Annotated in this window: 17 protein-coding genes and 1 other annotated feature (1 of these 18 running past the window's edge); of the genes, 5 read left to right on the forward strand and 12 right to left on the reverse strand. The window is 41.5% G+C overall.

The features are described 5' to 3' along the window. Positions 1-9: 9 nt before the first annotated feature. From AYJ08_RS14780 to gpr, 7 genes are all read right to left on the reverse strand, one after another. Positions 10-1,014 (reverse strand): ABC transporter permease, encoded by a 1,005-nt coding sequence (locus tag AYJ08_RS14780; RefSeq protein ID WP_064018369.1) that lies wholly within the window; start codon positions 1,012-1,014, stop codon positions 10-12. A gap of 113 nt (positions 1,015-1,127) precedes the next feature. Continuing rightward, positions 1,128-2,762 carry an ABC transporter substrate-binding protein gene (locus AYJ08_RS14785; RefSeq protein WP_064018370.1) on the reverse strand — a complete coding sequence of 545 codons (1,635 nt, stop codon included), beginning with the start codon at positions 2,760-2,762 and terminating at the stop codon, positions 1,128-1,130. Between the two features lie 182 nt (positions 2,763-2,944). Continuing rightward, entirely contained in the window at positions 2,945-3,913 is a 969-nt protein-coding gene (locus tag AYJ08_RS14790) for an ABC transporter ATP-binding protein (RefSeq protein ID WP_064018371.1), read from the reverse strand. Between the two features lie 18 nt (positions 3,914-3,931). Beyond that, complete coding sequence (locus tag AYJ08_RS14795) at positions 3,932-4,903, reverse strand: ABC transporter ATP-binding protein (RefSeq protein ID WP_064018372.1); 972 nt, start codon at positions 4,901-4,903, stop codon at positions 3,932-3,934. Between the two features lie 255 nt (positions 4,904-5,158). Next, on the reverse strand, positions 5,159-5,464 hold the full coding sequence (locus tag AYJ08_RS14800) for a DUF3679 domain-containing protein (protein ID WP_064018373.1): 306 nt from the start codon (positions 5,462-5,464) through the stop codon (positions 5,159-5,161). Positions 5,465-5,472: 8 nt separating this feature from the next. Continuing rightward, positions 5,473-6,663: a stage II sporulation protein P gene (spoIIP, locus tag AYJ08_RS14805; protein ID WP_064018374.1), complete on the reverse strand. Its 1,191-nt coding sequence runs from the start codon at positions 6,661-6,663 to the stop codon at positions 5,473-5,475. Positions 6,664-6,812: 149 nt separating this feature from the next. After that, positions 6,813-7,916: a GPR endopeptidase gene (gpr, locus tag AYJ08_RS14810; protein ID WP_064018375.1), complete on the reverse strand. Its 1,104-nt coding sequence runs from the start codon at positions 7,914-7,916 to the stop codon at positions 6,813-6,815. Positions 7,917-8,160: 244 nt separating this feature from the next. Here gpr and rpsT point away from each other — a divergent pair, with 244 nt between their 5' ends. Then, positions 8,161-8,436 carry a 30S ribosomal protein S20 gene (gene rpsT, locus AYJ08_RS14815; RefSeq protein ID WP_003338252.1) on the forward strand — a complete coding sequence of 92 codons (276 nt, stop codon included), beginning with the start codon at positions 8,161-8,163 and terminating at the stop codon, positions 8,434-8,436. A 499-nt stretch (positions 8,437-8,935) separates the two neighbouring features. Here rpsT and holA read toward each other — a convergent pair whose 3' ends face one another. The 4 genes from holA to AYJ08_RS14845 form a co-directional block, all read right to left on the reverse strand. Beyond that, positions 8,936-9,979 (reverse strand): DNA polymerase III subunit delta, encoded by a 1,044-nt coding sequence (gene holA / locus AYJ08_RS14825; protein ID WP_064018377.1) that lies wholly within the window; start codon positions 9,977-9,979, stop codon positions 8,936-8,938. 503 nt (positions 9,980-10,482) lie between these two features. Next, positions 10,483-11,778 (reverse strand): MICOS complex subunit MIC60, encoded by a 1,296-nt coding sequence (locus AYJ08_RS14835; protein ID WP_064018379.1) that lies wholly within the window; start codon positions 11,776-11,778, stop codon positions 10,483-10,485. Next, on the reverse strand, positions 11,775-12,323 hold the full coding sequence (locus AYJ08_RS14840) for an RNA polymerase sigma factor (protein WP_003338255.1): 549 nt from the start codon (positions 12,321-12,323) through the stop codon (positions 11,775-11,777). The genes AYJ08_RS14835 and AYJ08_RS14840 overlap by 4 nt, the downstream gene beginning before the upstream one ends. 69 nt (positions 12,324-12,392) lie before the next feature. Continuing rightward, on the reverse strand, positions 12,393-14,813 hold the full coding sequence (locus tag AYJ08_RS14845; RefSeq protein ID WP_064018380.1) for a DNA internalization-related competence protein ComEC/Rec2: 2,421 nt from the start codon (positions 14,811-14,813) through the stop codon (positions 12,393-12,395). A 154-nt stretch (positions 14,814-14,967) separates the two neighbouring features. On the opposite strand from AYJ08_RS14845, the gene AYJ08_RS14850 reads away from it, so the two are divergent. From AYJ08_RS14850 to comER, 4 genes are all read left to right on the forward strand, one after another. Next, positions 14,968-15,399, forward strand: a complete 432-nt coding sequence (locus AYJ08_RS14850; RefSeq protein ID WP_031414045.1) for a deoxycytidylate deaminase — start codon at positions 14,968-14,970, stop codon at positions 15,397-15,399. A gap of 268 nt (positions 15,400-15,667) precedes the next feature. Continuing rightward, positions 15,668-17,593 carry an asparagine synthase (glutamine-hydrolyzing) gene (asnB, locus tag AYJ08_RS14855; protein WP_064018381.1) on the forward strand — a complete coding sequence of 642 codons (1,926 nt, stop codon included), beginning with the start codon at positions 15,668-15,670 and terminating at the stop codon, positions 17,591-17,593. Positions 17,594-17,694: 101 nt separating this feature from the next. After that, on the forward strand, positions 17,695-18,507 hold the full coding sequence (locus tag AYJ08_RS14860; RefSeq protein ID WP_064018382.1) for a ComEA family DNA-binding protein: 813 nt from the start codon (positions 17,695-17,697) through the stop codon (positions 18,505-18,507). A 319-nt stretch (positions 18,508-18,826) separates the two neighbouring features. Next, positions 18,827-19,651 carry a late competence protein ComER gene (gene comER / locus AYJ08_RS14865; protein ID WP_064018383.1) on the forward strand — a complete coding sequence of 275 codons (825 nt, stop codon included), beginning with the start codon at positions 18,827-18,829 and terminating at the stop codon, positions 19,649-19,651. 292 nt (positions 19,652-19,943) lie between these two features. On the opposite strand, the gene leuS is transcribed toward comER, so the two are convergent. Continuing rightward, a complete protein-coding gene (gene leuS / locus AYJ08_RS14870) occupies positions 19,944-22,409 on the reverse strand; it encodes a leucine--tRNA ligase (protein ID WP_197490699.1) in 2,466 nt (821 codons plus the stop codon). A 156-nt stretch (positions 22,410-22,565) separates the two neighbouring features. Further along, positions 22,566-22,734, reverse strand: a binding site (T-box leader) (it continues 90 nt past the right edge of the window).

The following is a 22,734-nucleotide window of genomic DNA, read 5'->3' on the forward strand; positions in this document are numbered from 1 at the left end:
GAGCCCCCCTTAGCGATATTTAATACGTGGATCAACATAGGCATAGAGTAAATCCACAATTAAATTGATCAATACGAAAATAAAGGCAATGACAAGAATGCCGGATTGGATAACTGGGTAGTCACGGTTACCAATCGCTGTATAAATGTAACGCCCGATCCCCGGCCAGCCAAAAATCGTCTCCGTAAGAATAGCTCCGCCTAAAAGCATTCCTAACTGTAAGCCAATTACTGTTAAAATCGGAATCAAGGCATTTTTTAGCGCGTGCTTGTACACCACGAAAAACTGAGCTAACCCTTTGGCACGGGCAGTACGAATGTAATCAGAACGCATCACTTCCAGCATGCTGGAACGCGTAATTCGAGCAAAGATTGCCATTGGAATGGTTCCTAGTGCAATGCCAGGTAAGATAAGGTGCAAGATCACATCCTTGAATTGATCCCATCTCCCACTAATGATCGTATCGAGCATATAGAAATGGGTAATCGCTTCTACAGCATCACGCGGATTATCCCGCCCTACTGAAGGTAACCATTTTAATTCCTGTGCAAAATACCACTGCTCCATTAGCCCTAGCCAAAAAACGGGCATAGAAACACCAATTAAAGCAATGAGCATGCATACATAATCAAACCAAGAATTTTGTTTCCAAGCAGAAATGATTCCAGCATTAATCCCTACAACAAGCGCAAACAACAAGCTGACAATAGCTAATTCGGTAGTAGCAGATAAATAAGGAACGATCTCCTTGGCAATAGCTGCTTTGGTATGAAGTGATACGCCTAAATTACCTGTCATTACATCTTTGAGATAAGAAAAATATTGAATGTACCATGGCTGATTTAATCCTAATTGTTCACGGAGTTCTTCAACGGCACTCGGACTAGCCTTCTCTCCTAAAATCGTTAAGGCTGGGTCCCCGGGGATGGCGTGAATAATGGAAAACACGATAATAGACATGCCCAAAAATACAGGGATCAGCATGAGCAAGCGTCGTATAGTGTAAGCTAGCAAATATCATCTCCTCGCTTTCCTTGCTTGTGTATTCATAAACGATAGCGGATAAATGAATGGTTAAAGAAAAGGGTAAGAGGAAAGCTCAGCTCCTACCCTTTTACATATGAAAACTATTCAATATCCACCTCTTCTAAGCTTTCACTACCTTTGGGATGTGGCACATAGCCTTTAACGGTTGCTTTCGCTGCGATTGGAGGTGTCGAATGCACCAATGGAATGAGAATTGCTTGATCAAAGATGATTTGTTGAACCTCATTGTAAATTGCAGTACGTTTTGCAACGTCCACCTCAGATTGCGCCTTCACCAGCAGGTCAGTAATCTTCTCATCTTTGTAGAAGGAACGGTTACTGCCACCTATATTATTTTTATTAAAGTGGTTGTTTAGGAAGTTATCAGGGTCGCCATTATCTCCAGTCCAGCCAAGCAGATAAAGCTCCTGTTCCCCTTTTCTGGTTTTATCTAAATAAGTCGCCCAATCCATAGAAACGATCTCGGCATCAATACCGATTTTCTTAAAGTCCTGCTGTATCGCTTCAGCCATTTTTTGACCATTAATAATGTATGGACGTGGTACTGGCATTGCCCAGAATTTCACTTTGAAACCATTTGGATAACCTGCCTCTGTCAGTAACTGCTTTGCTTTTTCTAGGTTATATTCGCGATCCTTAATTTGATCATTATGACTCCAAATAGAGGGAGGCAACGGATTAGTAGCAGGCTGGGCAAAACCGCTGTAGAAGGCTTCAATCATATCTTGCTTATCTATGGCATGCCCCATTGCTTGGCGTACCTTCACATTGTCTAAAGGTTTTTTCTCAATGTTAAAGCCTAGCCAGCCAGCATTCATAGAAGGACGGATAAATGACTGTAGATCTTTATTTTCCTTCACAGGCTTCGCATCATCAGGATTTAAACCATCCATAATGTCTATCTCCCCAGATGTAAGCGCTGTTAAACGAGCGGAGTTGTCTGGAATCACCTTAAAAATAACTTTGTCTAGCTTAGGGAGACCTTTTTGCCAATAATCTGGATTTTTCGCAATCGTAATACTATCATTTCGGTTCCATTTTTCGAATTTGAATGGACCAGTTCCAACAGGCTTCTCATTAAATTCCTTTGTCCCCTTCTTGACTGCATCTGGTGAAGCGATAGCAAACGGGAACATACCTAGGTTCTGCATAAGAGGTGCTAGAGGACGATTCAATGTAAGGACGATCGTGTACTCATCCTTCACATCTACAGAAGCGATGACATGGTCCTTGTCGCCTTTATAGCCGCCAAACATGTCATTATAATATTCATAGCCTTCTTTATCGTGGTATGGATTGCGTTTATCCATCCAACGTTCAAAGTTAAATTTAACTGCCTCTGCATTAAAAGGTGTACCATCATGGAAGGTGACTCCTTTTCGCAAATAGAAGGTGTATTTCTTACCATCTGGAGTAATATCCCACTTTTCAGCAAGTCCTGGTATCACTTCTGTATTTTCTTTTTTGTATTTTACTAGTGTTTCCATAATGTTTTCTGTAACTCGCGCCGACTCTCCATCGGTAATCGTGATTGGGTCAAGACCTACAGAATCTCCACCGCGCCCCACAATAAGGGTTTTTCCATCTTTTTTGGTTTCTGCTGTCTTTGTTTCCCCTTGTTTGGCGGCTTCGTTTGTATTACCTCCACAGCCAGTCAATGCTACAGAAAAAGCCATTATTCCGCAAAGAGCCGCTGACAGCTTCCTTTTCTTCATATTTTAATCCCCCTTGTTTTCTATTTTCATGAACAGAAAGCAACATATCGCCATTGCTTCCTTGCTTCATGCATTCTTGACGTTTTCAGCCTGTAACAAATCAATGTAAAAAAGAGGTTTTGTCAAAACAGTACGTTCTTTTTATAAAAATATGCTCATTTATTTTCATAAAATTTTGAATATTAACTATATAAGTGACAGGCTACCAAATGATTTTCTCTCGATTTAAGCGTTTCAGGACGTTTTTCCCTGCATACATCCATCACATGAGGACATCGCGTATGAAATGTACAACCTGACGGTGGATTAGCTGGGCTTGGTAAATCACCCTGCAAAATAATCCTTTCCTGTTTTTTATCAGGATCCGCTACAGGTACGGCTGAAAGCAATGCTTTTGTATACGGGTGCAGAGGGTTAGTATACAGCTCATCTTTATCCGCAAGCTCTGCAATGCGGCCCAAATACATAACACCTACACGATCACTAATGTGCCGAACAACACTTAGATCATGAGCAATGAATAAATACGTCAGCTTAAATTCTTTTTGTAAATCCTGCATGAGATTAAGCACCTGTGATTGAACAGATACATCCAAGGCGGATACTGGCTCGTCAGCCACAATTAATTTGGGATTTAAAATCAGTGCACGAGCAATTCCAATTCGCTGACGTTGTCCTCCGCTAAATTGATGAGGATAGCGTCCCGCATGATAGCTAGATAGTCCAACTACCTCTAGTAATTCATGAACACGCTTACTCCGTTCTTTGGAGGAATTGATCCCATGAACAATCAGAGGTTCTTCTAAAATTTTTCCGACTGTATGGCGTGGATTTAAAGACGCAAATGGGTCCTGAAAAATAATCTGCATATCCTTACGAATCTCCCGTACTTCCTCTCTTTTCATCCGGGCCACATTTTTTCCTTCAAATAGCACTTCACCACTTGTTGGTTCTATTAATCGGAGTATAGATCTACCTGTTGTAGACTTGCCACAACCGCTTTCTCCTACCAATCCTAAGGTCTCCCCTCTCTTAACGCGAAAAGAGACATCATCAACCGCTTTTACTGCGCCGATTTCTCTGGCAAAAACTCCACCCGTGATCGGGTAGTATTTTTTCAAACGATTCACTACTAATAAATCCTCCACCAATCTGCCCCCCTTCAGATGTTATTGTTCATGTAGAAAACAACGCGCTCGATGTCCTGTGCCCACTTCCAATAGCTGCGGCATCGTTATCCGGCATTTGTCTGTCACATATTCACAACGCGGTGCAAATCGACAGCCCTCTTTGATAGTGCCTGGCAGTGGAACATTACCTGGGATGGAGTAAAGACGCTCCTTCTTTTCTTCTAAGTGTGGAATGGATTGGAGTAAGCCTTGCGTATACGGATGTTTCGGATTCTTCAGAATATTCCTGACATCTCCTTCTTCCACCACATTTCCGCTATACATCACAACCACTCTGTGGCACATTTCTGCCACTACCCCTAGATCGTGGGTGATCAACATGATTGAGGTCCCCATATCCTCATTTAGACTGCGCATCAAGTCAAGTATTTGGGCCTGAATGGTAACATCAAGAGCAGTAGTTGGCTCGTCTGCAATCAATAATTGCGGACTACAGGCCATCGCCATCGCAATCATGACACGTTGACGCATTCCACCAGATAATTGATGTGGATACTCATGAATAATTTCCTCAGCACGCGGAATCCCCACACAATGTAGCATCTCGATGGCACGCTTTGTTGCTTCTTTTTTGGAAGCTTTTTTGTGTAGAATAACAGCTTCTCTAATCTGATCACCAATTTTGTAAACGGGATTCAGTGAAGTCATTGGCTCCTGAAAAATCATTGCAATTTCGTTCCCTCGAATCTCTCGCATTCGCTTTTCGCTGGCAGTTAACAGGTTTTCCCCCTTAAACAAAATGTTACCGCCCACAATTTTTCCTGGAGGATTAGGTACTAATCGCATGACAGATAGTGACGTAACACTCTTGCCACAGCCTGACTCACCTACAATGCCTAACACTTCACCTTTGTTGATGGATAAATTAACTCGATCAACGGCCGGAACTCGTCCACGATCCGTAAAAAAATGGGTCTCTAGATTTTCAATGTGCAAAATCTTTTGCGTCAAAGGGACCGCACCTCTCTATACCATTGTTCTTATGGGTTATTTTTTGATAACTTAGATAATTATTGCATTTATTTATAAAACTAGCAACATCAAAATAATATAGTATGAACAAAAATTAATTTTGTATAATTAAACCAGTTATTTTTTTCCTCAAAAACCTGTACTCCAGCTAAAAAGGCAACTTGCGAACGCCTCAGCACAAATTGCCTTTCCCCAATCTACCTTATTTGCTCTCATCTTGTTTCATTACTCGCTTTATGGTTCAAAAAATCCAGAAATCCAATTTACTGTAGCTTCCGTCCCTTTTTTAATCCATCTTCCTACCGATTCCCCGGCTTCACTCACATAATTAACGACACGTTTTGGCTCTGTTCTTACTTGTTTCCCCATAACCGCTATCTCTACCTGATTATTATCAACCTTGGTAATAGCAAAGGTCTGGGATTGTTCGCGTAAGCTTCCGTCCACTTTATTGATACCCCGTTCAGCGGTTTGCATACCCAGTACAATGCCAATTAACAAAAGAATCACCATACCGATAAATCGTATCGTATGCGCCATCCAAGCTCTCACTCCTTACTCTTACTACTCTTTGGTGTCTGCTCTTTGTTCACTTTCTCTGCTTTTTGGTAATACTCCGCAAAAACATCTGCAAATGCTTCCGCTGTATTGTAAGATTCCTCAAGCGTGTTGTTGATTCCACCAAATTCTAGTAATAGACTGCCCGGAGAGATAGACTGGTTATACTCGGCATTTCCCTCATGAGCACCTTTGGCGATTACACCACGAGATAATCCCGGGTATTTTTTCTCTACCAAAGCGTTCAATTCTTTGGCCATCCGTTCATTTTGCATGAAATTACGATTGCGTGTTCCGATGACAAATAGGATGCGGGCATACGTTTTTCCGTTTATAGTGATTGCCGTTTTACTACGCGGCACATCCCCATCGCGATGGATATCAAAATAATACTGTAAAGCAGGATTTTTTTGAGCGGCAGCTTTCACAGCTTTATATGACTCAGCATATGCCATCGGATATGTCTTTTTCTGGTCGATCAATTGCTGAATAAAATCATTTTCACTTACAATGGTATTTACTCCTTTTTCTTGCAAAAGCTTTCCGAATCGTTTGCCAACGAGCTGAATATTTTTTGTTGGGTGATCAACTGACGTTCCTACAGTAGGTGCTACATGCGTCCATGATTCCCGATTATGTGTATTGTAAATAAAAACACGCTTCTCCCCAGCTATGATAGGAGGACTTGGCGTCTTCGTTTCATCCTTTTCGACTTGTCCCGGCTGTACGATGTCCCTTGCTTTTGTATTTTCTTCTCGATTCATATCCTGAACAACTGCATTCGGTGCGGCAGATTCCACGTACAAATCCACTAGCTCTAATCCTTGACCCGGCACAATAATGCGAGCATCATCGTAGGTAAGCAAGCCTGGTAGCTCTCTGCCTAACAGACTGCGTAAATCACCAGGATAAATACCGGTAATGAGTTGAAAGAAGAAGCTTTGCATCGTGGAGCTCTCAGGCTCTCCCTGGGCTTGAACGGTACGATGCAAGCTAGGGATTTCCATACCCATCGCATCAAGAAACGTAATACTTGATACGTTGGAAGCGGCTCGTTGAATGCTACTAGAGTAAAGAAAATCCTGATGATTGGGGCTTACAAGCAAAAGACTCACAAGCACAAATAACAGAGCTGTGCCGGCAGAGAGCGCAAAAAAATAGCGTTGTAATAGGGTGATCATTTTCATATCTCCTCCTCTGACGTTTCTTTTGCATATGCTTTATAGTTATGCATGTCATAGAGTAGATAGAACGATCACCCTAGTAAAATAACGTTTCGTTTTTTGAAGTTTTTTTATTGGTTATTTATGGCGAAGCAGTCTACTTTCCTTTAATGTGTATAGGCACTCACATTCTCCTCAGAGACCGCTCTATGCAACGCCTGGTTAAGTCCTGTAGCTACTATATTAGAAATACCCTCCATAAAATCGTCTATTTCCTTAGGTGTCACTACTAGCTCTTGCCCTAGCGGACGCAGTACCTCATGAATTAACTGTCGCTTTTCATCCCCAGATAGCTGCCCTACTAACCCCATGAAGGTTCCCCTTTTTTCCATATCAGGTAAGTCTTCCTCTGTGTAAGGTTCTTTGCGCTCCGGCATATCCGAAGCAGTAAGTCGATTAAATGCTCGATTTTGCTCCTGCATCGATTGATTAAAATGACCTAATAAATAAGTAATCGCATCATTTACAATGGTAGAAGCAAATACCACCGTTGGAACCCCTATAGAGATGACAGGAACCCCTAAAGTGGCTTGGTCAATGGATTTACGCTTATTTCCTACCCCCGAACCTGGATGGATGCCCGAATCGGCAATCTGAATCGTTGTATTGACTCGGTGTAGGGCTCGGGATGCAAGGGCATCAATCGCGATTACAAAGTCTGGCTTGCTCTTCTCTACCACACCAAACACAATTTCACTAGTCTCAATACCCGTAATCCCTAATACACCGGGAGACAGTGCGCTAACCTCACGATATCCATCTTGAACGGATTCAGGTGCTAGTTCAAATAGATGACGAGTCACCAATAAATTTTCAACAACTTGAGGGCCTAGTGCATCAGGCGTTACATTCCAATTTCCAAGACCAATGACTAACGCCTTTTTGTCCTCTGTTAATCCGAGTTCCTGCAGAAATCTAGCAAATTCTCGAGCGAATCGCTTGATTACTATACCCTCCAGCTCTGAATCGTTATCTCTGAGTTTTGGCACTTCAATTGTCACATAATTTCCTGGGAGCTTTCCGATCTGTCTACCTGCCTCCTCATTCTCAACCTGTACTCTGGTCACGGTAATACCCGGTTCAGAGTTATCTGTTGCTAGGAAAACCCCTGGTACATCGCTTTGATTCTGTTCACAAGCCACCTCATGCGCTTCTACTGCCAGATCAGTGCGGATTGTATACTTAGCTAGATCAATGTTATGTACATCCATTCTATTCGCCTCCAAGTAGAGAAAAATAAGCGTACGACAAGCTAATTTGGCTCATTCCTCTGTCCTTCCGATTTAGAACCAGATTATCATGTGTTCTGTTCTTATTTCTTACTACTAGGTTGCTTGCTTCTGTCATTTTTATTCGCAAAATCATTCCTTGCAAATGCACCAAACGCATGCTAGAATACTATTTGTTGCATTTCTTTTGCTATGGTCTTTTCTATTGTTTTAAGGAGGTGAAAGTATGCCAAACATTAAATCCGCTATCAAACGTACAAAGACGATTGAAAAACGCCGTGCTCAACGCGCTTCTCAAAAATCTGATCTTCGTACAACAATCAAGAACTTTGAAAAAGCAGTTCTTGCTTCTGACGTGGAATTAGCTAAAACAACCCTTCTTGCAGCTGTTAAGAAAATTGACAAGGCTGCTACGAAAGGTCTTATTCATAAAAACGCAGCTAATCGTCAAAAATCTCGCCTGATGAAAAAACTTAACGTTCTTACTGCTCCTGTAGCATAATTTCGTTTTGACAGGCCAAAAAACCCCGCAACCTTAGGTTTGCAGGGTTTTTTATTTTAGAGGTAAGCACGCATCCTTATGTCATTATCGTGTGATGAACGAACCACGTCCGTATCGCACACAACACAAGCTTTATTAGCTAAGGAAATTTTGTTCTGCTTGCTTTATTGACAATTTCCCATTCCCCCCTGCTTCAGTTGGCGGATTTCCATTTAATATGGATCGTCACATTAAAAAGCATACTTCCCAACTATCAAGGATTCTATTCTCCAATGCGACATATCTAACAGCACGGATTTTTTACCAATATTCCCTTTCTCATCTCCTGTAAGCTTACTACCTTGATCTTGTTGTAAGTCTAGGCATAATAAAAAAGCCCTACATCGAGTGTCCGCACCCTGTAGAGCTATCTTATTTTCTGCTAACATAAAACACTGTGCCTGTCATTACGATTTTGCTAATAGACGAGTCCCTCATGTCTGGAAAAGCTATCTAGTCTTTATCGTTGTAACTCTTGTCCTACCTTCGCAATAAATACCTCCAGAGCTAATCTCTTGTCGGTCTGTCCTGATTTCATCCGGTAATCCTCTTCTGCAAGGATTCCTAGCAGCCGGCGTAAACTAGCCTCCGAAAAATGTCTGGCTTGCTCCAGCGCCTTTTTAACCGCATAAGGATGCATTTTTAACATACCAGCTAGCTGCTGCTGCGTATAGCCTAGTGGAGCACGCGTCTTCACATGGTATATCAATCTAAATTGTCTCGCTAATAACGCCATCAACTTAATCGGCTCTTCTCCCATTTTCAAGCAATCATATAAAGTGCGAAACGCATCTGTTACTCTACCAGTAACAACGGCTTCAACAAGAAAAAAGACATCCTGCTCTAACGTTCGTGAGGCCAAAAGCTCAATTGTCTCACGAGTGATTTCTCCCGTTTGATTATCGCTTTTCTTTACATAGAGCGCCATTTTTTCGATCTCTTTGACTAATAACCGTAATTCTGAACCAACACGCTCTGCCAGCAACATAGCATTTTCTCGTTCAATCTGTGCACCAAAGCGTTGTGCAGTCCGTTCAATCCATCCATATAAATCTGTATCCTGCAATGTTTGAAATCCTAGAACAACAGCGCGTTGTTGCAGTTGCTTTGTTAATTTTTTACGTTCATCCAGTTTATCGGCCTGTACATCCAGCACGAGAGAACTGCTTGGAGTCGGGTCCTTTAAGTAATCGAGGAGGCCATCTGTGTTATGCTCGATTTTACTTGGTGGTTTTGCTCCGGTTAAAAAATAAGCATTACTGGCAATTACCAAACGATAGTCAGACAAAAATGGCAAGGTATTGGCTTCTACTAGCATGTCTTCTAAAGGTGTCTGAGCACAATCGTACATTCCTATATTTAAATCAGCGTATGTCGGGTCAATCATCTCGTTACGAAGCAAGGTCATAAATTCCTCTTTTAGATACGTCTCCGGCCCATAAAGTACATATACCGGAGCAAATCGCTTCTGTTTAATCTCCCGCATCGCCGTGCGTAACGGCATTCCGATCTCTCCTTTGTTACTCGCTATTTCCTCTATTTTTTTCTTACTTTAATTATAACACGCTTAGGCTTGCACGCAAAAAAACCACGACCTCGTCAGCCATGGTTTAACCAAGCAACATTCGCTTTTATGTAAACGCTAGAGAGAAAACCCCGGATGTTTTCTCTCTATACGGGAAGCAGGGGGTGCTTGATACTTTATCTTACGCGAAACGCGCTTTTTGGTGTCAGTCTTCTGCAAAATTTGGCGTTCGTCCTATCTGCGCATGATGAGCCAGCCTAAGATGCAGGAAGGAAGCCTATGCTATCCCCAAGCTTCGAAATACTTATAGTTCATTAATGAAAAACAGCCTATTGTCATTATAACTGAGGGTTGTTTTTTTAGCCCGTTCTCTTTCACCCAATGGCCCCTGAATGCAAGAATATACTCTGCTCTTTTTTTATAAGCATTCTTGAAACGGTGCCTCCTGATTTCCAGTAGCTGCTGGCTATTTATACCCAATCTTATTTCTGCCAATTCCAGCCATTTTGTTGATTGGTCCACTCTTCTAGGTGCTTTTCTGTGTCTTTTCGTTGCTTTTCCTGCTGCTTCTCCCATTCTTTCATCTGTTTTTCCCATTCTTTTTGTAGTTCTTTTTGCTTCTTCTCTAATTCTTTTTGCTGTTTTTCTAATTCTTTTTGCTTATCTTTAGCTTGCTGCTCCGCTCTTTGCTTTTTTTCTTCTTCTCGTTTTTTCTGTTCCTTCAGCGCCCGCTCAATGGCATTTTGAATAACCTTCTCTAAATCCTTCTGATTTTTAACATTTTGCAGATCAGGATGCTCCTGCAAAAATTCCTGCACTTCTTTTGACGCTTCCTCCCATGCTTGAACCTTGCCCTCTTGATCCAGCTTATTGTAGTTATCCACCTGATCAGGAATCAAGGAGAAAAGTGCCCCTTCTGATATCGACTGCTCATGGGCAGATGCTTGTTTATCAGAAGCCGAAGTGTGATTATCCTTTATTTTAGGAGAAATAGCAATCTCGTGCTGTGTTTGATTTTCATCCGTTTGGTTACCACCCTTCAGACGACCATCCGTCTGTCCCATTGCTACACTAGTTTCAGTATCAGACTTACTGTCGCTAGATCCGCTCTGGTGGTGATCCGGTTTGTTCTCTTTTTGCTTTTGCTCTCCTTTTAATTCAGTCGAGGTGTCATTTGGTGTAACATCTGGCACCTCTTTTGAAGCCTCTTGTATATTTTGGTCCTTCTCATTGTCAGTTGTTTTTTTATCAGTAGGTGTAGATTTAGGTTTTTCTGTTTTTGGGGTTTCCTTAACAATCAGGTCACCTGATGAATTTTTGGATACATCCTCTTGTACATGGCCAGAAGCTCCATTCGTAAGGACAATTGGCTCATTTTTGTCCTTATTGGCCATAACAAAAATTCCTAACAGCAAACAAGCTGCTGCAACACCGCTTCCTACCTTAGCCATCCACAATGGCAAACGGCGTTTTTTACCTACTGATTTGTCTTCTGTCTGTTTTAACTCTAGACGAGGTAGTTCCGTCTGTGTAACAGCCGCTGGTTCAGGGGTTTCTCGGGACTGCTCCAGTTGAGGTAAGAGCGCATCAACAATACTAAACGGTGGTGTAACTCTTGGTAGATTTGCCAATCCATCAGAAACCTTTTTTAAACGTTCGTACTGGAGCATATACTCTGGATTTTCAGCTAACTTAGCTTGTAAAATTCGTTTTTCTTCCTCAGATAAATCATCGTCCAAATCTCTTTGCATCCATTCATGGATGTCATCCTGCGTCATCCTCTTATCCCCCCCTTCTCATACTCCTGCAGCAGTGTCTGCAATTGATGTCTAGCCCTAAACAGATAAGATTTTACCGTATTGAGCGGTACGTCCAAGGTATCAGCAATTTCTTGATAGGAAAAATCCTGCAAATAGCGAAGCACAACAACTACTCGATAATGCTCCGGTAATTTGGCAATTGCTCGATGAACATCCTCTGACATGCTATGCAACAAAATTGTATCTTCAACATTTTGTTTGTCTTGTAGCGTCAGTTCATATTCATCGATGGATAATGTCTCCTTTTTTGCCCGAAAGCGATCCATGCAAATGTTGCTGACAATACGTTGAACCCATGTGGTAAATTTGGCTTTTTCCTGAAAGGTGCCAATTTTTCTAAAGACGCGTAATAAAGCTTCCTGGGCTACATCCATTGCATCGTGTTCGTTACCCGTAATATAGAAAGCGCTCCGATACACGGTGTTTTCAATGGAGCGAAGCAGTTCCACCAAAGCTTCTTGATCTCCTGCCTGCGCCTTTTTGATCAGGTCAGCTTCAATCATTAGCGCTCTCTCCTTCCTTTCAGACGTAGGCAACTTCATGAAAGTTGCAAACATAATCCATCATTGTAATTATTCTGGTTGTAATGTAGGAGTAACTTTATATCCATTTTCATTAATTGTAACAGTAATCGCTCCATGGTGATCAGTGCGATAAATCTGTGTATTCCGTTGTTTAAAACGCTCTATTACTTGCTCAGATGGATGATGGTATCGATTGTTAGTTCCTACTGAAATCAATGAGACACTAGGAGTAATAGCATGTAAAAATTCCTCACTGCTAGAAGTCTTGCTCCCGTGATGCCCTACCTTTAAAAGATCAATAGGAGGTAATGTATAGCGCCGTAACAATTCTTGTTCTCCCGATTCTTCCAAATCGCCTGTTAACAATATGTTTACACCATATGCAGACAAGAGCAGCACAACAGAAGCATTATTCTCAGAGCTCCCTTGTGTCCTTTTAGGATCAGGCGATAGCCAGGTCCACGTAACCTGCGGATTATCCTGCCAGGTATAGCCTGAATATCCAGTATGCATTTTGATTTGTTCACTATGTAAAGCTTGAAACCATTCTGCCTCAGCCTTAGGTTGTCTACCATTGGTAAGGACACGATCCACCTTCAGAGCAGGCAACAATGCTTTTACCCCTCCTACATGATCATGGTCCCCATGTGTCAGAACAAGACAGTTGATGCGTTCCACTCCTATAGAGCGCAAATAAGGCACTACAACATCCTTTCCGACTTCAAATGGATTTCTTCGTTTTTGCCAAGGCTCTCTTCCAAAGGAGATCGTTCCTCCTGCATCTATTACATATACAAAAGAATCGTCTATCTCAACTATTATAGAGTCTCCTTGCCCCACGTCAATAATGGTAATTTCTACCTCGTCCTTTTTTCCCCATGGATCGCGAGCAATCATCACCAATAAAATGAAGATAAAGGTCGCCATAACAAGATCCTTTTTACGGTGATAGCCTAAATGCCACATTGCCCAAAAACCAACGCAAAAGCCCATATATAGTACGTGCCACCACCAAATAGGATGTGACCAATGCCGCAATGGAAATTTTGTTTGGTGGAGAAATGTAAGAAAGGAATGAACAAAGGATAAAAGATAATCAGCTACAACAGAAGGTATGTAAGTTAATGCAATATGAATATGAGAAAAAAATAGCAGGATGTAGCCAAGCGGCAAAATAATATACGAATAGACAGGTACCAATAATACATTAACCAGCCATGAAATCGGTGAAAACAAATGAAAATAATGAATGAGAAAGGGAAATGAAATTAGTTGCGAAACCAGTGTGACAGCTAGAGTAGAAACCAACCATTTTGGCATAGGCCATTCCAATTGGACTAGCAACGGTACAAAAACTAATAATCCCATCGTAATAAAAAAAGATAATTGAAATCCTAGATGAAATAATTGATATGGGTCGTAGATTAACATAATAAGTCCAGTGACACCAAGTATTTCTAGGCCCTGCGCAGATTTTTCTCGAGATCGTGCTAATAACCCAAGAATCCCCATACAGCCTGATCGTACGGCTGATACCCCCATACCCACTAGCCCTACATACATCAAAATAAATAGTATTCCTATCACATAAGAAATCTTTGTGGGAACACCAATCTTTTGTACAATCCATAAAAAGCCGCTAGACACGATTGTGATATGTAATCCGGAAATGGCAAGCACATGAATAAATCCTAAATCAGCATAAACTGTTTGAAGATCAGCTTTTACCTCTGATTGCTGACCTAATAGAAGTGATTTGAAAAACCCTGTGTTTTCAGGCTCCATGCCTAGCTTTTCTAATTGTCTGGCTTCCGCTTTTTGCCATCTAGTAAAAAAAGCCCGCCAATCCCCTTCTCCCTCCTCAACCTCCATATCCGTAACATCCATATCAACTATTACTGCTACTTTTTGATACCGAAGATAGGATCTGTAATCGAACGCATGCGGATTACGAGCTGTATCTGGGAGCTTTACTGTAGCCTGTGCCTGAAAGGAATTACCCGAATGCCAGCCTTCTATAGTATTAATTTGTTCTTCATGCTGTAGCTTGAGACGAATAAGAACTCTCTCATTTAAATCTGTTGTCTGGGATGCGGTTTTCATTCTCTTTTTACTCTTCACATTGTTAATTCGTGCGTAGAACCTCACCAAATCGCCGTCTCGCTCGACGGGAGAATCAATTTTTCCCTGTAGAAAAACAAGCTCCTCTCCCTCTGCATAATGCACTAACTCAGAAACATAACGACTATCGTACCAGTTAAAATAGCATGCACCAGCAAGGAGAGAGCCCATTAAGAGCAAGCTCCATTTCCTTGCCTTGCCCTTCAACCCAATCGCGGCCAACATTAATAGAACAAATCCGATCCATAAATAAAAAGGAGGTGAATAGAGCTTGAGCCTACCCAAATTACTAAGCCCAATCCCTATAATCCAACATAGTGATGTCAGAAAAAAATGATAGGCTGCCATCCGTTCTCCACCTTTCTCTCTATTCTCAATCCATTATAGGAGCAAGAATATGGACAAAAATAATAGAGAAAGCGGAGAGGGTTATAGTATAATAGAGCAAAATTATAATACATAGTAGTAAGAACAGTGTTCGGTGTCAAAGGAGAGAAGCAACATGGCGAGAAAAAGTTGGGATGAATATTTCCTAGATATTGCCGATCAGGTATCCACCCGTTCTACATGCCCCCGCCTTCATGTGGGTAGCGTAATTGTGAAGGATAAACATATTATTGCAACAGGCTACAATGGCTCCATCCATGGTCACGATCATTGTGATGATGGCGGCTGTCTAATTAATGAAGCTGGACGTTGTGTAAGAACAGTGCATGCCGAGGTTAATAGTGTTTTACACGCAGATCGAGATAGTCTAAAGGGAGCTACGGCCTACGTTACACACGAACCTTGTGAAAATTGCGCTAAAACACTCGCTCAATCAGGGATCGCACGGATCGTGTACCGTAATGCCTATCCAAATAAATGGAATGAGCATTTCCTTAAAGGTATAGAGGTCGTTCACTTACCTTTTTCGGATGCAAGGAACAACTAACTAAAATACGATGTCCACATAGGTTCTCTTTCGCACAAGAGGACCTCTTATTTGTTTATAATAAGAGACAAAAGGCTAACCGAATCGAGCAAGAGAGCTGACTTGTAGGCGAAACGAAAAAACATTTTACATTCACAATTTACATTTTGTTATCCACTCGCCCTGCTTTAATCGAGTCAACTGTCGCATTGCGCTTGCTTGGAATCCATGTTAGATTAAGATAGTGTATTTTCAGGGGACCACCCTGTGAGAGGAAGAGTCTAAGAGAATGTGTGGAATTGTTTCGTTCTTCAATAAGCATCAAGCACCTGCACAACTAGAAACGATAAAAGCAATGACCGACGTGATTTTGCACCGCGGTCCTGACGACGATGGTTTCCATGTAGAAGATAATATTGCATTAGGCTTCCGCCGTCTTAGCATCATTGACGTTGCTGGCGGTCATCAGCCTTTGTTTAATGAAACAAAAGATATCTGGATTATCGGTAACGGGGAAGTTTATAACTACAAAGAACTACAGACATGGCTAAAGGAACAAGGTCACGTGTTCCAGACCGATTCAGATATTGAAACCATTCTTCACTTGTATGAAGAGGTTGGCTTTGATGCACCGAAAAAACTTCGCGGCATGTTTGGTTTCACTATTTATGATAGCCGTAAACGTCTACTGTTTGGAGCACGTGATCATTTTGGAATTAAACCGCTCTACTATACGGAAACGGCCGATTCAATTGCTGTAGCTAGTGAAATTAAGAGCTTGCTTGAACTGCCAGGCGTGCCTCGAGCAGTCAATCAACAAGGCTTTTATCATTATCTAACCTTTCAATATGTCCCTGACCCTGAGACAATGTATGAAGGAATATATCGCATCCCTCCAGGTCATTTCTTTGTCATTCAAGATGATAAGCTGACAATTGAACAATATTGGGATGTTCACTTTGAACCGGATGAAAGTAAGCCATTCTCATATTTTGTAGAAGGTACCCGCTCTATTTTGCTAGATTCTGTAGATAAACACAGAGTTAGCGAGGTTTCTCGCGGTGCATTTTTATCCAGCGGTGTAGACTCCAGCAGCATCGTAGGGATGTTACGTAAGTTTGAACCAGTTAAAACCTTTTCAATTGGTTCTGATATCCCGGGATACAGCGAGCTAGATTACGCGCGCCGTACAGCAGAATATCTAGGTACAGAGCATCACGAAATCACCATGAATGCAGAGCGTTATTTACAGGAATTGCCTCGTCTCATCTGGCATCAGGACGAACCAGTAGCAGATCCATCAGCTATTCTCCTATATTTCGTAGCAGAAATGGCTAGCGAGCATGTTACGGTTGTTCTATCTGGTGAAGGGGCAGATGAATTCTTTGGCGGATATAACATCTATCGTGAGCCTCACTCCCTTCGGATGTTTAAGCATATGCCAGGTTGGATGAAATCCTCCATGCGCAGTGTTGCTGAACATTTACCAGATAGCATGAAAGGGAAAAACTTCTTGATTCGCGGCTCTAAAACAGTTGAGGAGCGTTTCTTTGGAAATGCCATGATCTTCAGTGAAGAGATCAAGGAAAAAGTAGTGATGGAGAATATTAAACATGCTGGTCATTACAAATCTCCGCTAGATATCACGCAAAAAATTTATCAGCGAGTCCAAGGCTATGACGATGTAACCAAAATGCAGTATTTGGATATCCATACTTGGCTTCGCGGCAACATTTTGATGAAAGCTGACAAAATGACAATGGCAAACTCTCTGGAGTTGCGTGTACCGTTCATTGATCCAAAGGTATTTGAATTCGCAGCAACTATTCCGACCAAATACAAGATTGCAGAAGGTACAACCAAGCATGTTTTAAGGGAAGCAATGAAGGAATTTTTACCTCCTGAAATCAAGACTCGTCCTAAGCTTGGATTCCCAGTTCCAACCCGTCATTGGTTGAAGAATGAATTCTACAAATGGGCGAAAGAATTGATTTTTGAAGCGAAAGTAGATCATTTAATTAATAAAGCTTATGTGTTGTACATGCTTGATGAGCATAAGGAAGGTCACGGTGATTATAGCCGTAAGATCTGGACCATTTTAATCTTTATGCTATGGCATCAGATTTTTATCGAGCAGAAGTATTCCTTCCAGCCTTATGTAAGTCCTGCTGTTCAAATTCGCAAGCAAAACAACGCTTCAAGCATAGCAAGATAGTAATCTGAAAAACCTTTCAATCTAAATGATTGAAAGGTTTTTTTGCACTCCCCTCTATCTTTTTATACGATGTCTTTAAAGATGTAATGGAGGGATAAATAATGGTTATGGAATTGTGGGATCGTTATCGAAAATGGATTTTTGTGAGTGCTGCCCTTTTATTTATTGGACTTAGCTTCTGGATATACCCCGCCGCTGAATCCACTGCTATGTCCGGACTTACTCCCGTTGCCTTCGCGGAAAAGGAAAGCACTGCTACGCCCGAATTGCAAACAACTAAGCTTGCAGAATTAGAACAAAAAAATTCTACTGTGAACACTTATACAGGCTCAGATAAAAATGATGATTCTAAAGAAAAGCCCCTTTCTGATACTAGAGCTTCTGTATCCGTAGATTCCCCCCTTTCTAAAGATGAGCCAATAAGCAATATGAATCATTCCTCTTATATTGATGTAAAAGGAGCTGTCACACATCCGGGCTTATATTCTTTTGACTCAAATGAGCGAGTCATGCATGTGATTCAAAAAGCTGGTGGTTTCTTAGCACAGGCTGATCAGAAGCGAGTTAATCTGGCACAAAAGCTAACGGATGGAATGGTTTTATATGTTCCTGCCTTGGAAGAGTCTTCTACTTCTTTTCCTAACCAGTTTACTAATTCATCCCTTCACCCCAGCTTGCCAATTCAAAGCAGTTTGCCATCTTCTTCACCCCAAGCTTCTGCTACTAAAATCAATATTAAAACCGCTACATTGGAGCAACTTATAAAATTACCGGGAATCGGGAAAACCCGAGCAGAGGATATAATGGTCTATCGCGATAAGAAGGGTTTTACTAAATTAGAAGATTTAATGAAAATTCCAGGCATAGGCAAAAAAACCTTTGAAAAAATAAAAAAGATTGCGATCTGTGAATAAATGTACCCAAATAGTTAGATATATGTGTTAGATGGGACAAGGCTCATGAAGAAATAAGCCACTAGTGAGTATCCCCCAAAAATTTTTTTCTAAACGGGTAGATTAGAACGACAATTTCTCAGCTTCATAAGCTCATTTTCCCGGGGAATAAAAATATTTTTGTTATTTTATTAGGTAAGTTTGTTCTGGAAATAAAAACGTTACTCTCTCAAAAAAACATGAACCCCTCCTTCAGCACATAAGATGTAAAGACCTCTTTTAGAACGAAAAATGGTATGACTTGTACTGTTCTTCACAAAAAAAGTATGGAGGGATTATCATGCAACTTGGGTTTATTGGAACTGGAAGTATGGGGGGCATGCTCATACAATCTTTTATTCGATCTCAGGCTGTGTTATCCGACCAAATTAGAGCCTATAATCGAACCCCAGGAAAATTGTCACTTCTACAAGAACAATTTCCAGAATTGCAAATCGCTACGAGCAATGTTGACGTCGTTACAAATAGCGATCTGATTTTTTTATGTGTCAAGCCAAAAGAATATCGAACAGCATTAGCTGAATTCTCATCTGCTCTTTCCAGCGAACAGGTCTTGGTTACAATTACAAGTCCCATAGTAGTAGAAGAACTGGAAAAATTAGTCCCTTGTCAGGTCATACGTGCAGTTCCAAGTATCACTAATCAAGCTTTGAGTGGACTCATCTTGCTTGAATACGGTCGTTCTGCCACAGATGAGTCAAAGGAACGTTTACTCCACCTTCTATCACATATCGGTCTCCCCTTGGAAATTCAAGCTCCATTTTTGCGAATCTCGGCAGATATCGCCAGTTGTGGCCCTGCCTTTCTCAGTTATACACTGCAACAAATAATTCGGTCTGCGGAAGAAGAAACCGGTCTTCCCCACGAAACAGCCGTTCATTTGACAACCCAAATGCTAATTGGAGTAGCTGAATTATTAAAACAAGGTCATTTTACCTTACCAGAGCTACAGGCGCGTGTCTGCGTACCAGGAGGAATTACCGGAGAAGGACTGCGAATTTTACAAGGTTCCCTACCTGGGGTATTTCATCATGTATTCCGCATCACACAAAAGAAATTTGAAGAGGATCAACGAGAACTGAAGGAACAGTTGGAAAATTGGTAGTCAGTATTGGAAAGAATCATGAAAGAAAGATTTTATAGACATGGCTGTTATAACCTATTACGTTCATCCTTACACCAATAGCATGGGGCTTTATTATGTGGAAGATGATTTATTGACCTCGATTATTCATCTAAAATTCAATATGACTTATATGAACTACTTATTCCATGTACATAGGTAACATATAGGAGAATAAAAGAGTGTCGACAATTCGCAAAAGAAAAAAGCCCCCTCCTATAGCTAATTTCTAGCATCAGGAGAAGAGCCTGTCTTTTTTACATGAAACAGATGATTAACCTACTACAATATTAACCAGCTTGCCCGGGACAGCAATTACCTTACGAACGGTTTTACCGTCAATAAGTGCAATTCCTTTTTCATGAGCAAGTACATGCTTCTCTAGTTCATCTTTGCTAAGTCCGTTAGCGACTACCAGCTTGTCACGTACTTTACCATTGATTTGGATTACGATTTCTACTTCATCCAGTACCAATGCTTTAGGATCAAACGTTGGCCATTCCTGCATGTGTACGCTACTAGTCTTACCGATCAATTGTTGCCACATTTCCTCAGAGATATGTGGTGCGATTGGTGCAAGCAGAATGATAAGGGTCTCCATGGCAAAAGCAAAGGTGCCGCGGTCTGATTCTGCTGGATAGCTGTACATCTTATTAACTAGCTCCATAATCGTACTGATCGCTGTGTTAAAGGTATAACGCTCACCAATATCTTCTGTTACCTTCTTAATCGTATGATGAGTAGTACGGTACAAATCTTTGGCTGCATCATCATTCGCAGCTACTTGATAAGGAGCTTGGAATAATTCTTGATTGCTCTCTACCAAACGCCATACACGATTCAAGAAACGGAAGCTTCCTTCTACTCCAGTATCTGTCCAGTCTAGATCGCGTTCAGGTGGAGCAGCAAACAGAATAAACAAACGAACCGTATCCGCTCCATACTTCTCAATCATTTCATCTGGGCTTACCACATTGCCTTTTGATTTAGACATTTTAGCCCCGTCTTTTAATACCATTCCTTGTGTTAACAAGCTACGGAACGGTTCATCGAAGGACAGCATGCCTGCATCATGTAGCACTTTGGTAAAGAATCGGGAATATAACAAGTGCAGGATTGCGTGCTCAATACCGCCAATGTATTCATCGACTTGCATCCACTTGTCTGCGTTCTCTTTAGAGAAAGGCAGCTCCTTGTTGCTTGCATCAGTATATCGTAAATAATACCAAGAAGAATCGATGAAGGTATCCATTGTATCCGTCTCGCGTTTTGCTGCTCCACCACATGTTGGGCACGTGGTTTTCATGAATTCCTCAGAGCTTGTCAATGGATTCCGTTTTCCATCGATAACTACATCTTCTGGTAATAACACAGGCAGTTGTTCTTTTGGTACTGGTACTACGCCACAGCTATCGCAATAAATGATTGGAATTGGAGCGCCCCAATAGCGTTGTCGAGAAACCAGCCAGTCGCGAAGACGGTAAGTGGTAGACAATCCGCCTTTATCTTGCTGTTCAAGTACATCAGCAATCGTTTTAATCGCTTCACGGTTTGGCATTCCATCAAATTGAGCAGAGTTTATTAAGGTGCCGTCTTCTGTATAAGCAGCATCGATACCAATTTCCTCAGCTAGAATTTCTGGATTTTCCGGATTAATAACTACTTTAATCGCTAAATCATACTTTTTCGCGAATGCAAAATCACGTTCATCATGGGCTGGCACACCCATTACAGCACCTGTACCGTAGTCAAGCAGTACATAGTTGGCTACCCAGATCGGTACTTGCTCTCCTGTTAGAGGATTCTTCGCGTATGCTCCTGTGAACAAGCCCACTTTTTCAGCATCAGTCGCTGTACGAGTAATGTCGCTTTCTTTCTTCATTTCTTCGACAAAAGCAAGAACAGAAGCTTCTTGTTCTTTACCAGCGATCAATTTTGGTACTAATGGATGTTCCGGTGCCAATACCATATAACTTACGCCATAAAGCGTGTCAGGACGAGTTGTAAATACTTTTACCTGCTCGTCATTAAGCTCTGGAATTGTGAAAGTAACATTAGCTCCCTCGCTTTTCCCAATCCAGTTCTTTTGCATCGTACGTACTTTTTCCGGCCAACCAGACAATTTGTCTAAATCCGTCAACAGACGTTCTGCATAATCAGTAATACTAAAGAACCACTGTTCCAAATCCTTCTTAGTTACTTCTGAATCGCAGCGCCAGCATAACCCATCAATTACCTGCTCATTCGCAAGTACGGTTGAGCATTCTGGGCACCAATTTACAAAAGCACGTTTGCGATATGCAAGTCCTTGTTCTAGGAAAGTTAAAAATAGCCATTGCGTCCATTTATAATAATCTGGGGAGCAAGTCGCCACTTCACGACTCCAGTCAATACTTACACCCAGACGGTTTAATTGCATTTTCATAAAATCAATATTTTCATATGTCCATTTAGCTGGCTGTGCTCCGAATTTAACTGCAGCATTCTCAGCCGGCAAACCAAATGCATCCCAGCCCATTGGATGCAATACTTGAAAACCGCTCATACGCTTCAAACGAGCAATAACATCCCCGATTGAATATACACGCATATGACCCATGTGCAAACGCCCAGATGGATACGGAAATTGCTCAAGGCAGTAAAATTTTGGCTTAGAGGAATCCTCCACCGTTTTGTTTGTTTTTTGTTCGTTCCATTTTTTCTGCCATTTGACTTCCAGCTCTTGTGGATTATACGGCATAGACATTTGCTACATCCTCCTTCTACTCTTTCACAAATCCTTCTTCACATTGGTAACATGTTTAACAGGTTACCCGCGTCTTATGATCAGCAGACAAAAACCGTCTAGCCCCTAAGACACACAAAAAACCTCACATCTCTAACAGCCGAAAAAGCTGCTAGGGACGAGAGGTTGTTTTTCTTCTCGCGGTACCACCCTAGTTAGCAAAGCAACTGTTTAACATGATGAAACGTTACCCAGTGCCCTACTCCCTTCCTTTTCCGTAACGTGGACAGACGCTTTTGCCTACACAACGAAAGTCTTCAGCAAAAAAGCAATGAGGGGA

Origin of the sequence: Brevibacillus sp. SKDU10, from assembly GCF_001645205.1 — a bacterium.
Taxonomy (GTDB): domain Bacteria; phylum Bacillota; class Bacilli; order Brevibacillales; family Brevibacillaceae; genus Brevibacillus_B; species Brevibacillus_B halotolerans.